This is a genomic window from Planctomicrobium limosum, from assembly GCF_051465645.1.
Lineage (GTDB): Bacteria > Planctomycetota > Planctomycetia > Planctomycetales > Planctomycetaceae > Planctomicrobium.
In genome coordinates this window covers 2,894,667-2,909,690 of record NZ_CP195790.1, presented here as the reverse complement: position 1 = coordinate 2,909,690, position 15,024 = coordinate 2,894,667, and the positions used below count along the sequence as shown (strand labels likewise).

Annotated in this window: 11 protein-coding genes; 7 read left to right on the top strand and 4 right to left on the bottom strand. The window is 51.7% G+C overall.

Annotated elements, in window-relative coordinates:
* Positions 1 to 45: 45 nt before the first annotated feature.
* Positions 46 to 1,110: a recombinase RecA gene (gene recA / locus SH527x_RS10920; protein WP_437190711.1), complete on the bottom strand. Its 1,065-nt coding sequence runs from the start codon at positions 1,108 to 1,110 to the stop codon at positions 46 to 48.
* A gap of 483 nt (positions 1,111 to 1,593) precedes the next feature.
* Here recA and ilvN point away from each other — a divergent pair, with 483 nt between their 5' ends.
* The 3 genes from ilvN to SH527x_RS10905 all read left to right on the top strand — a co-directional run bounded on the left by ilvN (position 1,594) and on the right by SH527x_RS10905 (position 5,333).
* Positions 1,594 to 2,139 carry an acetolactate synthase small subunit gene (ilvN, locus tag SH527x_RS10915; RefSeq protein WP_437190710.1) on the top strand — a complete coding sequence of 182 codons (546 nt, stop codon included), beginning with the start codon at positions 1,594 to 1,596 and terminating at the stop codon, positions 2,137 to 2,139.
* 105 nt (positions 2,140 to 2,244) lie between these two features.
* A complete protein-coding gene (gene ilvC / locus SH527x_RS10910; RefSeq protein ID WP_437190709.1) occupies positions 2,245 to 3,249 on the top strand; it encodes a ketol-acid reductoisomerase in 1,005 nt (334 codons plus the stop codon).
* A 599-nt stretch (positions 3,250 to 3,848) separates the two neighbouring features.
* Positions 3,849 to 5,333: a coniferyl aldehyde dehydrogenase gene (locus SH527x_RS10905; RefSeq protein ID WP_437190708.1), complete on the top strand. Its 1,485-nt coding sequence runs from the start codon at positions 3,849 to 3,851 to the stop codon at positions 5,331 to 5,333.
* Positions 5,334 to 5,451: 118 nt separating this feature from the next.
* Here the strand turns inward: SH527x_RS10905 and SH527x_RS10900 are convergent, their stop codons facing one another.
* Positions 5,452 to 6,732, bottom strand: a complete 1,281-nt coding sequence (locus tag SH527x_RS10900) for a DUF1501 domain-containing protein (protein WP_437190707.1) — start codon at positions 6,730 to 6,732, stop codon at positions 5,452 to 5,454.
* A 147-nt stretch (positions 6,733 to 6,879) separates the two neighbouring features.
* Complete coding sequence (locus SH527x_RS10895; protein ID WP_437190706.1) at positions 6,880 to 8,814, bottom strand: DUF1549 and DUF1553 domain-containing protein; 1,935 nt, start codon at positions 8,812 to 8,814, stop codon at positions 6,880 to 6,882.
* 402 nt (positions 8,815 to 9,216) lie between these two features.
* Between SH527x_RS10895 and SH527x_RS10890 the strand changes: the two genes are divergently transcribed.
* Both SH527x_RS10890 and SH527x_RS10885 read left to right on the top strand, forming a co-directional pair.
* Positions 9,217 to 10,161 (top strand): DUF1559 domain-containing protein, encoded by a 945-nt coding sequence (locus SH527x_RS10890; protein WP_437190705.1) that lies wholly within the window; start codon positions 9,217 to 9,219, stop codon positions 10,159 to 10,161.
* A gap of 348 nt (positions 10,162 to 10,509) precedes the next feature.
* Entirely contained in the window at positions 10,510 to 10,932 is a 423-nt protein-coding gene (locus SH527x_RS10885; RefSeq protein WP_437190704.1) for a hypothetical protein, read from the top strand.
* 127 nt (positions 10,933 to 11,059) lie between these two features.
* Here the strand turns inward: SH527x_RS10885 and SH527x_RS10880 are convergent, their stop codons facing one another.
* The gene (locus tag SH527x_RS10880) at positions 11,060 to 12,853 is read right to left on the bottom strand and encodes an ABC-F family ATP-binding cassette domain-containing protein (protein WP_437190703.1); all 1,794 of its coding nucleotides are present in this window, start codon (positions 12,851 to 12,853) and stop codon (positions 11,060 to 11,062) included.
* 351 nt (positions 12,854 to 13,204) lie between these two features.
* On the opposite strand from SH527x_RS10880, the gene SH527x_RS10875 reads away from it, so the two are divergent.
* Both SH527x_RS10875 and SH527x_RS10870 read left to right on the top strand, forming a co-directional pair.
* Complete coding sequence (locus SH527x_RS10875; protein WP_437190702.1) at positions 13,205 to 14,563, top strand: MotA/TolQ/ExbB proton channel family protein; 1,359 nt, start codon at positions 13,205 to 13,207, stop codon at positions 14,561 to 14,563.
* Between the two features lie 71 nt (positions 14,564 to 14,634).
* Entirely contained in the window at positions 14,635 to 15,015 is a 381-nt protein-coding gene (locus SH527x_RS10870) for a hypothetical protein (RefSeq protein WP_437190701.1), read from the top strand.
* The last annotated feature ends 9 nt before the right edge of the window (positions 15,016 to 15,024 follow it).

Genomic DNA, 15,024 nt, shown 5'->3' with positions numbered 1-15,024 from the left:
TCGTCTGCTGGCGGTCCGCCAGCAGACGAGTTGCGTGCGTTATTGCTATTCTGACGCTTCGTCGGTGTCGCTGCCAGTCCCTTTGATGGACTCTTTTCCTGCAAGAATTTTCTCTTTGATCTCGTTGAGAATCTCTTTGTTCTCTTCCAGGAACTGTCGAGCCTTTTCGCGGCCTTGTCCGAGTCGCGTTTCGTTGTAGTTAAACCATGCGCCGCTTTTCTGGACGATCTTCTGAGTGACAGCCAGGTCGAGAACGTCACCTTCCATGCTGATTCCGCAATGTCCAAGCATGTCGAATTCCGCGACACGGAATGGAGGGGCGACTTTGTTCTTGACGACCTTGGCTTTCATGCGAATTCCTACGGCTTCTTCCCCTTCTTTCAGGGTGGCAATCCGGCGGACATCAACGCGGCATGAGCTGTAGAATTTCAGTGCACGGCCCCCGGGGGTGGTTTCCGGGCTTCCAAACATGACACCGATTTTTTCACGGATCTGGTTGATGAAGATCACGCAGGTTTTGGCTTTGGCGATAGCTCCGGTCAATTTGCGGAGTGCCTGGCTCATCATGCGAGCCTGTAGACCGACGTGCTTGTCGCCAATTTCTCCGTCCAGTTCCGCTTTGGGGACGAGTGCGGCGACTGAGTCGATTACGATCACGTCGACCGAGTTGGACTTGATCAGCATTTCTGCAATCTGCAGGCCTTCTTCGCCGTAAGATGGTTGGCTGACGAGAAGTTCTTCCAGGTTGACGCCCAGCTTTCTGGCCCAAGCCGGGTCCAGGGCGTGTTCTGCGTCAATAAATGCTGCAATTCCACCGCTGCGCTGTGCGTCGGCCACGGCGTGAAGTGCCAGCGTTGTTTTTCCGCTCGATTCCGGGCCAAAAAGCTCGATGATGCGTCCTCGGGGAAACCCGTAGCCACCCAATGCCAGGTCGAGAGAAAGGGCACCTGTTGAGATTCCGTCGACAGCAGCGGCCGGCTGGTCGGACAGCCGCATGATTGACCCTTCGCCGAAGGTCTTGTGGATTTGGCCTAAAGCATTCTGCAGAATGCCGTTGGATTCTTTTGATGCGGCGGAATCGGCCTTCTTGACGACTTTGGCTTTAGCCATGGCTCTTCCTTGTGTGACGGCAGTCGTTATGAGCGAATTTAAATTCGCGGAATATCTCGTGTTTTAGCTGCAAATCAAAATCGGCAGGGTACTGAACATTGGAACACAATAGTAACTTCAGTACAACTGTTTTAATTGACTTTCCCGAGGCGTGACAATTCGTATTCTGCAGGGGGGAAGTGGTGTAAAAGCCGATTCTCGTTACTGAACGGTTGAGTGGCTCCACGCTCTCCGATAGACTCTGAGATTCAAATTTTGGGGCGGAAAATAGGACAAGTGCGAACGCTCGCAGGCTGTCCAGTGTCATGCCGGAATGCAGTGTGACTGGAATCTGACTTTTGAATTCCAGATTTTCTGCAGGTAACGCGGTGTACAGAGTCGGTTTGATTGGAAGAGTTTCCGTCATTCTGGCTGAGTTGCGTCTGAAATTTCACTGACCGCCCAAGACCGAATCGCCGGCCAACTGGCAGGACCTAATTGTCAATGAGACACATTCTTTCCGCACTTGTCGTGAACCAGCCTGGTGTGCTGGCTCATATCTCAGGCATGATGGCTTCACGCGCTTTCAATATTGATAGCCTGGCTGTCGGCCCGACCGAGAATCCTGAATATTCACGCATGACATTCGTTGTCGGTGGCGGTGATCGGGTTCTGGATCAGGTCCGTAAACAACTGGAAAAGATCGTCACCGTTGTCTGTGTTCTGGACTATAAGAACGAAGATTACGTCGAACGCGAATTGATGCTGGTCAAAGTAAAGACCCCATCAATCGAAGTTCGCAGCCAGGTGAAAGAACTGGTTGATATCTTCCGCGCCAGCATCGTCGACGTCAGCGGCGAACATGTCATGATTGAGATTTCCGGACGTGAACAAAAAGTGCAGGCATTTATTGATGCCGTGCTGCCGTTCGGTGTGCTGGAAATGACCCGAACCGGTCGTATTGCTCTCTCTCGCAAGAATTCAATGACGGCAGACGTGCTTGCAACAGATCCGACTCACGCTACCGAACTGGCAGAGCAGAAGTCCTGAAGGAATTCGTTTCGAGATGCCGCTGCCAGTCGAATTGATCCATCAGCTGGCTTCCGAACACTGCCTTGCATTAACACTCTCTAATACCTCAACAAAGGCCCACTGATGGCAGTTACGATTTACTACGACGACGACGCAGATTTGTCTTTGCTGAAAGATAAGACTGTTGCGATTTTGGGTTACGGTAGCCAGGGGCATGCTCAGGCTCAGAACCTGCGTGACAGCGGCTGTAATGTCGTAATCGGTCAACGTCCAGGCAGCCCAAATTATGACCTCGCTGTCAGCCATGGCTTTAAGCCTGTCTCGGCTGCTGAAGCTGCCAAGGCCGGTGATCTGATCAACATCCTCCTGCCAGACGAAGTGCAGGGCGATGTCTATCGTCAGGACGTATTGCCAAACCTGGCTCCAGGAAACCTGCTGCTCTGCTCACACGGGTTCAACATCCACTTCGGACAGATTGTTCCTCCACAGGGTGTGGACGTCGGTCTGGTGGCTCCAAAGGGCCCTGGTCACCTCGTTCGTAGCGAGTACGTGAAAGGAGGCGGTGTTCCGTCTCTGATCGCGATGCTGCCAAGTTCTTCAGAATCAGCCAAGAAGCTCGCTCTGGCATACGCCAAGGGGATCGGTGGAACTCGCGGGGGTGTGATTGAAACCACCTTTGCTGAAGAAACCGAAACAGATCTCTTCGGCGAACAGGCCGTTCTTTGCGGCGGTGTCAGCGAACTCGTTAAAGCCGGTTTCGAAACTCTGGTTGAAGCTGGTTATCAGCCAGAAATGGCATACTTCGAGTGTATGCACGAACTGAAGCTGATCGTCGACCTGCTCTATCAGGGCGGTCTGAACTACATGCGATACAGCATTTCCAACACAGCTGAATACGGTGACTACTCAACTGGTCCACGTATCATCACTGACGAAACCAAGCAGGTAATGAAGAAGGTTCTGGAAGAAATCCAGGACGGTACCTTCGCCCGAAACTGGTTGCTGGAAAACAAAGTGAATCAGGCAAGCTTCAAGGCTCGCCGTCGTCGTGAACGCAATCATCAGATCGAACAGGTCGGACGTGAATTGCGCAGCATGATGAACTGGATCGACGCAAAAGAAGTCTAAGACTTCTGCTCCCTTCAATCACACTGAGTCAGGACTCTGGTGCTCCGTGGGTTGAAGAGGTTGAATCGAGGGCCGCACGGTCGGAATGACTGTGCGGCCCTTTTTTTATTCTGAGTTCAGAGAACGTTGCAGAGCGAATCCCGTTACATGGGTGTCGGCTAAACGTTTTGCCGGGATGTTACAAATTGCGAACGCTGAGATTTCAAGGGCAATTACATGGAATAAGCGTTCCGGGAAGTTTGGTTGCAGGATTCCAGTAGTCCGACGCTCTTTGTGCCGTAGAATGAAATAAGAGCGAAGCAATCATTCATACTCTGTAATCGATTGCATCCCGAAGACGGTGATCTCCCATTGCCGGATCTCCAAAGAATCACAAAAGCATTTTTGTTCTTTTCATCCTTAAATGTGTGTGGGCCAAGACTGAAAAATACCACATCGTCAGCGTCCCCTGTGTCTGCAGTTTCTGCGACACACTTTCGGGCTTGGTGGGGCTGATGATCCTCAGATTTGCAAGCACTCAGTGCGATTTTTGAAATCGTCTGGATGCGGCATTTCCGAATCAGAAGAACAGTTTCGGACTGTTCTGTAGGGAGGTTTTCATGTTGATGCCAACTCAAGAGTTACATCCACCTGGCACTGTCGAATTTCGACTCAAAAGTCGTTCCGATCAGGACACAATTCAGTTCCTGGATGGTGTGTTCGCCCTGCAGCGCCGCCACTTCGAGATTCATCCTAATGAACCGTTGGCAGTGCGACTTGATCGACTGAACCGTCTTGAGGAGATGATTGAAGTCAACGAGTCGGAGATCATTGAGGCGATCGATGCCGATTTTCATGGGCGGTCGCAGCATGAAACCAAACTTGCCGAACTCTTCGTTGTTCGCAGCAGCATTCGACACGCTCGTCGCCATTTGAGCCGATGGATGCAATCTCGTCGTGTTCCCACAGGGTTGCAGTTTCTTCCAGGACGCAATCGATTGCTCAGGCAGCCGTTGGGGCTGGTCGGAATCATTGCCCCCTGGAATTACCCTTTGCAGCTCTCCATTTCTCCTGCGATCGCCGCACTGGCCGCCGGAAATCGGGTGTTGATCAAACCGTCTGAGTTGGCTCCTCGATTTGCAGATCTGCTGGCACTACTGGTGGAGCGTCACTTCGGTCCAGAAGAGATGTCGGTTGTAACAGGAGGGAAAGAAGTTGGTCAGGCGTTTGCCAGTCTACGTTTCGACCATCTGGTCTTTACTGGTTCAACAACTGTTGGCCGGAAAGTCGCCAAGGTTGCCGCAGCGAACCTGACTCCGGTGACGCTGGAGTTAGGGGGGAAGTCGCCTGTCATTATTGATGAAAGTGCGGATCTGGGACTGGCTGCCAGTCGAATTGCGTTCGGGAAATGGATGAATGCAGGGCAAACCTGTGTCGCTCCAGACTATCTGCTCGTTCCAGCAGGAAAAGCTGCAGCGGTTGCCCATGCGATTGAAGCAGCAATTACATCCCTGTATCCAACATTACGAGATAATCCAGATTATACATCGCTAATAAATGCCGAGAGTCGCGAGCGTCTGGTGGACCTGATTGAAGAAGCACGGCAGTCTGGCGCACAGATCATTGAAGTGAATCCAGCCAGAGAAGTCTTCGATCAATCGACAACGAAACTGCCTCCGACGATTGTGATTGGAGCCGCTCCAGAGAACCGACTTCTGACAGAGGAAATCTTTGGCCCGATTCTGCCCATTGTGGAGTACGAAACGATTGATGAGGCCCTCGCCTGGATTCGTCGCGGTGAGCGCCCATTGGCCCTCTACTGGTTTGGAAACAACGCGGCCGAACGAGACCGAATCCTGAAAGAAACGATTTCCGGAGGGGTAACAATCAACGATTGCCTGTGGCATCTGGCTCAGGAGGAACAACCGTTCGGGGGCGTCGGCGAGAGCGGGATGGGGGCGTATCACGGAGAATGGGGATTTCGAACTTTCAGTAAAGAGAAACCAGTCTTTATTCAGTCTTCATTGAGTGGCAGCTGGTTGCTCTATCCTCCGTATGGAAAGACTTTTGACCTGTTACTGAAGGTTCTGAAACGGATTACATGATGTCTTTGCTCTCATTATTTGGGAGAGCACATTAATAAAGCCCTGCTGGACTGCTTCTGTTCCAGCAGGGCTTTATCGCTTTGTTTAACAAACGCGGTGCGTTCATCGCATCGAGTGATTATGCGATCAACTTGTCGATTCCCTTTGAGCCGTCGCCGACGCGGAACGGACGACCACTTGGTGAGAAGACTTCCAGCTTCGGATCGATTCCCAGGCAGCGAGCGATCGTTGCGTTGTAATCGTTTGGTTCGACGCCGTCTTCTTCAACATGGAATGCGTCTTCGTCTGATTTCCCGTACGCCTGACCACACTTGATACCGGCGCCTGCAAGGATCGAACTGTACGCGGCAGGATGATGGTCTCGGCCTGTTCTCTGATTGATGTGTGGAGTACGTCCGAACTCGGATGCAACCGCAACAATTGTCTGGCTGAGGAGTCCTGTTGATTTCAGGTCTGTCAGGAGAGCGCTCAATGCCTTGTCCAGCGTATTCGCCATGTCGGGAAGACGTGTCCAGATATCGGTGTGGTGATCGAATCCGTTGTAGTTCACTTCCACACAGCGGACCCCGTTCTGGACCAGACGACGGGCAAGGAGCATTCCGCGACCTACTCGAGAAGGTCCATAGGCTTCGAGTGTCGCCGCGTCTTCTTCTTTCAGGTCGAAAGCTTTCAGTTCATCACTTCGCAGCAATGTGACTGCATTGTTATAGAGATCGTCGTATCCTTTGACCTTCGAGTTTTCGTTCGCAAGTTTACGGAACCCGGCGTCGAATGACGTCGAGAGTTCCATCCGCTTGTCGAATGCGTCGTTTGTCAGGTATGCAGGTGACTTTGTGTTCTGCAAGCCGGCATTTGGGTCGCCGATCGGGACAGGTGCGTATTGGGCACCCATGTATCCCGGGCCGACACCTCCACCGATTTGAACTGTGCTTGGCAGGCTAGAGTGGCTCGGACCAAAGAGCTTGTGAGCCCAGACTCCAAGGCTTGGGTGAGCAATCGAAGCAATCTTGCGATAGCTGGTCTGCTGCAGATAGCTCGCCTGATTGTGGTCAGCCGTTGGAGTGTTCATGGAACGAATCACGGCCATGTCGTCGGTCAGCTGGGCCAGGTTTGGCAAGTATTCGCTGAACAACACGCCAGGGATCGTTGTCTGGATCGATTTAGTTTCGCCTTGTGTCTCCCGACCAGGTTTCGGGTCGAAGGTGTCGATGTGGCTCATCGCGCCACCGAGGCGAATGTAGATCAGGTGCTTTGCTGGAGCAGCATTCTTTCCTGCTGTCGATTCTGCGGCCGCGACGAGATTTCCAAGGCCGGGGAGCAATGACAGGCCGAACGCGCTGAATGCCGTCTGGCAAATCATATCGCGTCGTGTCATGGAGTTCAGTGATCGCAGTGACATGGTGCGTCTTTCTTAGTCTTATCTTGAAGTGTCCCGACGGCAGGCGTTGGTAATCGAGTTGGGGACACTGTCTTTGAATTGAACGAAGATGGTGAAACAGGCTGAGAAACGGGCTGTTTCACCATCGACTGGATTGAGAAGTCGTAATTACTGGATGAAGAGGAATTCTCGAGTGTTCAACAGGGCCCAGATCACGTTTCCGTATCCGCTTGCACCATGAACTTTCATCTCGTTGACCGCCAGTGACCGTTCGGACGTGGTCGGCTTACGGCTGAGAATACTCAGGAACATTGTGTCGATCTGTTCGTCAATCTTCTTCTTGGAGATGATTCGCTTATGGATGATCGAACCTGGCTCCAGCATCATGTGAGTCACGTTTCCGTTGAACATCACCATCAGCTGAGGAACAGTTCCTTCGAGAGTGCTATCGTCGATCTGGTCACGATTACTCTGCCCGAATTCACGCAGGAAGTGACCTTCTGGCAATGGCTGTCGCAGCTCTGATGCTGGCAGCAGTTCCTGCCCTTTGTACATCAGCTTTCGACGTTCATCGTTTACCAGTTTCTGGTAGTCCCGATAGGCCTGAACCTGACTCAAAATACTGTCGACATCTTTCGTGTTATCGAGAGTAATCGACTTGGTGAATTCCTGAACGTACTCGAATGAGTATTGTGGCTTCTCAATGGTGAGTGCCAGCAGCGAATCCCACACCTGTTCGGCAGTCATGCGTCGCAAGACCGGACCGGGGAAGTGGTATGGCTCGTCTGGAGTCAGGTCGGCGTATGTTGCCTGACGACGGAAGGTCTCTGTGTAATAGAGAATTCGCATGAACTCTCGCAGATCGTAATTGAGACGCTTCATTTCGTCTTCGAGGAACGTCATCAATTCAGGGTTTGATGCAACGGTGTCATCGCGCATGTCGTCGACAGGTTCAATCAGTCCGACCCCGAAGACCTGCTTCCAGAGACGATTGGCAATCGTGCGTGTGAAGCGTGGGTTGTCTGGTGATGCCAACCAGTCAGCAAGTGCTTCCATTCGCGGTTTGCCGTTCATCTCTGGCATCTTGCCAAAAATTACAGCAGGCGCGACGACGTCGTTTGCCTTCGCATTTTTATAGGCGTAGTCCTTGGGGAATCGCAGTTGTCCTTTGTCGTTTTCACCGAATCTGAAGCGGTTGGCTCTCTGCAACGCACGAGCGACGCCAGCTTCTGGAGAGTCGTAATCGATTTTGTCGTACAACCATCCCCCAGCAGGCATTGTCTTGGGAGAATTCGTTGCCATCATCTGGTTGATGTCGTTGTTTAAATTCTTCCGATAATCGCTCCCTGCTGTGAATGCGGCGAGCTGGTAGAACTCTTTTTGAGTCCAGCGATCAAACGGATGGTCGTGGCACTGTGCGCAGCCAATTTGCGTTCCCAGAAAGATGCGAACTGTGTTGTTCAGGCTGTCGAGTGGCATCCCTGTGTCACGCAGCAAGTAACCGGCGGCGGGGTTTTCCCACACATTTCCGGTTGCTGTCAGCATTTCTTTGACGAACGTATTGTAGGGTTTGTTCTCCCGCAGGCTGTCTTTCACCCATTCCCGATAAGGGGTCATGTGGTTGTCGGCAGGGACAACGTCGACGAGTCGGAGAGTGTCAGCCCAGCAGTTGTACTGATGGCTGGCGTGAGCAGGAGTCCCGAGGAGCTGATCGACCAGAGCCTGGTGTTTATCTTCACCTGAACGACGGCAATAGCTTTCCGCAGCAACGGGAAGCGGGATGGTGCCGGTGATTGTCAAATACGCACGGCGTACGAACTGTTCGTCGGTTGCCTTCGGGTTTGGCTCGATCTTGTGCTTGACCAGATTTTCGTTGATCAGACGGTCAATTTTCCGGGCGCTGCTGGCTGCAGCGATGCGTTTGTCTGGGTCTACGCCAACGACTTTGATGATCTGAACGCCACCCTCTTTCACTGGCAGGGCAGGTTTCTTTTTGACGGGTGGTTTTCCACGTTGAGCAGCCACTTCACTGGGGGAGAAATAAGCCAAAGCTCCCAACGTCAGTAGTAGGCATCCGGTCAAGAATCGGTGACTTCGAACCACAAGTGACTCCTGTCGACAATCCGTCAAATTTTGCTTCGAGATTGAGGTACCAGTTCGGTGCCTTACCAGAACACCTCTGTCGCGATGCTTTTCTCATGTTCAATTTACCGAGAAATCAAAAAAAATGCATTTGAAAAATGGAAAGGTCAGTTTGAGGCCTTCTTTCAACATCTTGGAATGCCGATTCTTGGCAGCTTTCAGTGTGCTCAGTTCTTCGGTCGATGTGGCGTACTGTTTCTAAATGATTCTGCAGGAATGCCTTATGGATTCAGTGGATAATTTTCTTGCTGAAATCCGAGGGTGTGGATATGTTGATTTGTGAATACGATCATTTCTGACTTTTTTGGCTTCTATGCCATGACATCGTGACGCACTCCACGATGGGTCTCTAGGAGGATTCTTGTGAGAAACGCGGCTTTGAATTCATATCGCAATCGTGCATTTACACTCATCGAACTACTTGTGGTGATTGCGATTATCGCAATCTTGATTGCTTTGCTTTTGCCGGCTGTACAGCAGGCACGCGAGGCGGCTAGGCGTTCTCAATGTAAGAACAATTTGAAGCAACTCGGTCTGGCTCTGCACAATTACCACGATACTCACAAAACATTTCCGCCTGGTGCTTTTGCGGAACAATTGGGGACCGGTCCAACTTACACAGAGACCGGGAATGGTTTGAGTTTCCACGTCATGATTCTCCCTTACCTCGAGCAGACTGCGTTGTATGAGAGAATCAACAAGAACGTGATTGTGTGGGATGGGGCGACTCCTTCCGGGGCGGGCGGCGGAAATGGCGCTTATCGAGGCAATCAAATCCCAGCATATTTATGTCCGAGTGCGGCAGAGATTGTCTACAACAACACTGATGCTGCGGCACATTATCTCGGTGTGATGGGACCAGCAGGATCAAATACAACCGTTTTGAATCCGGCGACCGGTCAGGCTTACCGCTGGGTGTCAGCGCCAGACTACGGGGGATATGCTCAGGAAGGTGTTCTGCTGCGTGGGATTAATAAAAAGATGCGAGATGTGAGCGATGGGACCAGCAACACTATTATGATCGGTGAGTCTTCAAAAGACACAGATAAGGGGAATCTGCGTTGCTGGATTCGCGGCGGCCAAGTCAACTACTCAGCAGTCAGTACAAAGAATCTGCAGCTCGCTTTGAATACGAAGACATCACCACTATTCAATAATAAAGCGTTTAGTAGTAACCATTCCGGCGCAGTCCACTTCATGATGGTGGATGGTTCTGTTGATATGATCAGCGAGAATATTGATACGAATGTCATTCGTGCGTTGTCGTCGCGTGCCGGGACAGAGGTTGTGAACTACAGCAACGAATAATCACAATGATCTACTCAGGTCTTGTGTGTGATCTGTGGTTGAGTGTGCTGTTTCTGTGCTGTTGCCTCAGGCGATTTTTTTCGCTCGCAAAATTCGCCTTGAGGCCTTCTATTATTTCGCTTCGCAGTCCGGCTGTATTGTTACGTTAGTTGGAAGTGTTCATTTGCGGATGTAGGTCACTTAGCTGGTGGGCGAGATATCCCTTGCCAGATGGCTCTTCTGCTGGCGTTTCGTCGTACGATCGCCTTTGAATTTCGACGCTGATGTGGAATCGGTGTTGTTTGTTAGTGATGAGAGTGTGCTTGAGTTCGTTACGTTTTTTATCAAGGCAGATGAAGTATGGCTCGAGTGTTGAACGAGAATTGTGCTATTCCAGCCATGATGTTTGCTATGTTGCTCGTGGTGCAAGGATGTGGATCTTCTGTGCCCGATGGTCCAAAACGACATCATTTGAAAGGTGTCGTGAATTATGAGGGAAAGCCTGTTCCTTTTGGGATGGTGACATTTGATCCGGACACTTCCAAAGGGAACTCTGGCCCTCAAGGGGTTGCCAGTATCAAAGATGGTGTTTTCGATACCAAGTTGGCTGGAAATCGAGGAACGGTCGGTGGGGCAACGATAATTTCTGTGGTCGGAACCTCACATGAAGTTGTGACCGAAGGAGGAGAAGGCCGCCTGCTGTTTGGATCGTATAACTTTGAAAAGGATCTTCCTAAAGAAGATTCCACTTTGGATATTGAGGTGCCTAAGAAAACCAGCGGTAAAAAATAGATCTGCTCATGCAGAGAATCGCCACGCTGGCGTGATGCAGATTGAGTTCAATAGGCGAAGACACCCGACATATCTCAGAGGTTGCTCTGAAGCATGTCGGGTGTCGTTTCATTTCTCGTAGGATCTTTTACCAGGCTCCGAGTTGTTCCTGAATGACGCACCAACGGTCTTCTGCTTCGCTGAGCTGAGTGGTGATACTGGTGAGTTCAGTATGAACGTTGAGTGCAAGTTTGGCGTCTGAAGTTGTCAACAGCTTGGCGTTGAGCTCTTTCTTCTGATCGTCGAGCTTGGCGATGGTCTTTTCGAGATTGTTCATCTCTTTACGGAGGACTCGCTCGTTCTTCGGGTCGACGGTCTTCTCTGCAGCCGCTTCGAGTTTGGCTTGCGGTGGGGTCGCCAGGCGTTTTCGGTTCGATGCCGAGTCACGTTCCCCGTCTTCGATCTCTTTGTTGACCGAATACAGGTAGGATTCATAGTTCCCGCCGTAGTTTCTGGCGGTGCCGTCACGGACTTCGATGACAGAGGTGGCGACCTTCTTCATGAAGTGACGATCGTGACTCGTGAAGATGACTGTGCCCTTGTAGTTCAATAGGGCATTCGTCAGTGATTCCACGGTTTCGACATCGAGGTGGTTCCCCGGTTCGTCGAGAATCAGGATGTTGTAGGTCCCCAGAAGCAGTCCGGCCATGCAGAGTCGGGCACGTTCGCCCCCGGAAAGTACCGAGACCTTCTTCTTGACGTGACCGCCACGGAACAAAAGTGCTCCTGCACCAGCAAGAACCTCTTGAGCAGTGGTTCCCGGCTTAGCGACTCGATCGAGATATTCGAGAACCGTCAGGTTTGAGTCGAGACTTGAGTAGACGTGCTGGGCATAGACCCCGATCTCACATCCGTAACCCCATTTCACTTCCCCTTTGATTGGTGAAAGTGAATCAACGATGGTTCGGAGAAGTGTTGTTTTTCCCTGTCCGTTGTCCCCGACGATGGCCGCCCGCTGACCGTGATCGACTTCGAGATTGATCTCTTTTGCGACGGCGTAATTGTTGTAGCCAATGGAAAGGTCAACACAACGAACTGCTGGCCCCTGTCGTGGGTTGACGATCGGAGCCCTCATGTTTGGTGTTGGTTCGTCCGCTGCAACGTCGCTCGTCTGCAGTTTTTCAAGCTGCTTCTCTTTTGACTTTGCTCGCGTCGCAGTACTGGCCCGAGCCTTGTTCTTGTCGATGAACTTTTGCAGATGTTTCTGCTTCGCGACGATCGCCGCGTTGGCGCGTTCTTCGTGATCTTTTCGAGTGTCAACAAACTCAAGGTACTCTTCAATCGGCCCCGGGTAGAGGGTCAGCTTTCCGCGATTGAGATCGAGTGTTTGGGAACAGGTTTCCCCGAGGAACGCGCGATCGTGGGAAACGATCAGGCACGCCTGGTCGAAGTTCTTGAGGAAGTGCTCGAGCAAAATCTGAGTACGCAAGTCGAGAAAGTTCGTTGGTTCGTCCAACATCAACAGGTTAGGTTCGTGGAGCAGGAGAGCTGCCAGCTTCACACGGGTTTGCCATCCACCTGACAAGGCAGAGATTGGGCCATCGAGATAGGCACCCTTGATTTCAAACTGCCCTGCGACTTCTCCGCATTTCCAGTCAGGCTGCCCGGAATCTCGCATCAAGAATTCCAGTGCGGACTCTCCAGGAAGAAATGGATCGTGCTGTCGAAGGTAACCGACTCGCAGGTTCGGGTTACGAATCACTTCTCCACTATCGAGTTCCTCGTCACCGAGTAACACCTTAAGGAGTGTGGACTTACCAGCACCATTCCGGCCGACGAATCCGACCTTGGTCCCTTCGTAAATGGTGACACTGGTGTCGTCGAGCAGGGCTTGATCGCCAAAACTCTTTACCGCGTTCTGAATTTGCAGGAGCACTGCCATGGTCGTTCCGGTTTCCGTTTTCTTCGTGACTGAAGTGGAATCCTACGACGTTCAATATGCCTGGTAAAGCAGACGCCCGAATCAGTTGATTCCTCGCCCGAAATTCGGAGATGGGGGCCAATGTGACGCATAAGTGGTCGCTTGTGAGACGGTGAGCTTCGAGAAACTCGCAGGTTTCGCCGAAGATTTCCCTGATTACAGAGGAGAACGGTGGGGATGGCGACTTCGGATTGAGTCGATTTTCCTTTTAGAAGTATAAGGACAGGCAGTCATTTTGGTGCGGAAACGTAACTCCGTCATCTGTTCTGGTTGGAATTTCCGGCATTTCGCTTTTATTGGATCGACAGAAGTATGTCCGCGAATCGCAAGGCTTTCCTCGTTCGGATGCTGGACCCCTCTCTTGTTTTGGGGGGCATTTTTACCGTCATTTTCTATGCGGTGGTTTCACACCCGTCGATGCATGATTCAATTCTGCATCGTTATACCACTGAACACTTTGTGGATTACGTGATTGTCACCCTGTGGATTTGGGGACTCACGGATATTGTCTTGAGCATGACCGGTTTTCCTCGTGAAATGCTGGCCGTCCGGGAAACATGGCTTCCGCAGCGAAACGGAAAAAATTCCCCAGCCGATGCGGTCCAGATGTTGGAGTCGATCCAGAATCGACCGGGCTGGCTGCGCAATTCTCGCGTTGCCAAACGAGTGACCGCGGCTCTGGAATATCTCGTGCAGAAGGGGTCTGCTGAAGATTTTCGTGAGCATCTTCACTATCTCGCTGCACAGGATGAGGACACGACTTACACCAACTACACATTGCCCCGATTTGTGATCGCGGTGACACCAGTTCTCGGATTCTTGGGAACCGTGGTTCACTTCGGGACCGCATTGAGCGGGATTTCGTTTGATGAGATGGCTGCAAAATTGCCAGTTGTCGTCAGTGAAATGGGTCAGGCGTTTAACACAACCACAACGGCTCTCGCTGCGGCGATGTCGATGATGTTCGCTCTCTTTATGTGTGAACGCGTTGAGAAAGGGTTCATGCATCAGATTGACAGGCTTTCTGACCGGGAATTGCTGAACCGATTTGAAGTGAAGAATGGAAGTCTGACTCCATTTCTGAATGCGATTAAATCTGCGAATGACGATGCCCTGCAGATGATTGCCGCCACTTTAGGGCGTCATACCGATCTCTGGCTGGCCGCGTTTTCTGGTGTTCTGGAGAAGTTTGACGAACGCCACGACAACGATAATCGCGCCTGGAGCAACGTGCTGGCTGAATTGACAGCGCGTCATGAAGCACTGGAATCAAAGCGAATTATTGAGCAGAAAAAGCATTCCGACGAATGGAAGAGTGCCCTTCATGATCTCAGTATTCGACATGAACAGTTTGATATCGAACGAGAAGGTCGTCTCAAGACGATGGTCGTGACTCTCGATGAGCGTCAGGCCGCGCTGATGGAACGCATTGATGGAAGTCTAACCAAGGCGCTGTCGTTGCGTGAAGGTGTCAGTGATATGGTGGAGGCACTGCACAGTATCAACAATGAAGAAGGGAAACTCGTCGAGGTTCAAACCGTCCTCGCCAAGAATCTCCGTGTCATTCACGAGACACAAAAGATGGACGACGCGCTGCATGGCTTGACCGCCGCGATTCACTTGCTGACTGCTCGTCACCGTGGTGAAGGAAATGACCGCATCGCCGCATAGGCAGCGTTGGCATCAGTCGCCAGTTGAAGTGAGAGAGTTGCATGTCGGAATTCGTGCCATTGAGTTCGGTAGTGAGTAAGTTTCCCGAACTGGTTCAGTCTCGTAGAAACTGGATCGACGAGGCGCTGACTCCGTGGTGTCGAACTGCGAGTCGAAAGGATCTGCTGCTGGCAGAACATGCATGGAGCGATTTGGCCGGCCGCGCTGACCCGGCCTCGACGCTCTGGATCTGGGCCTGGAGTCGCTTCCCGGTGTTGATCGAAGAGGGCGTCACTTCCCTCAACGAAACGTTACCGGTCGTCGTGACACGACAAGATCAATCGTCGGTGATTGGCTATCCTGACGCACGACTCAGTCTGCAGGGAATGCTGTTTCTCATTGGAGCCGATGGCACCCAGCAAGCTCCGGTTTCCATCGACGAAATCGCGGAAGTTGAGCACATGCCAGAGTGAAAAAATCTG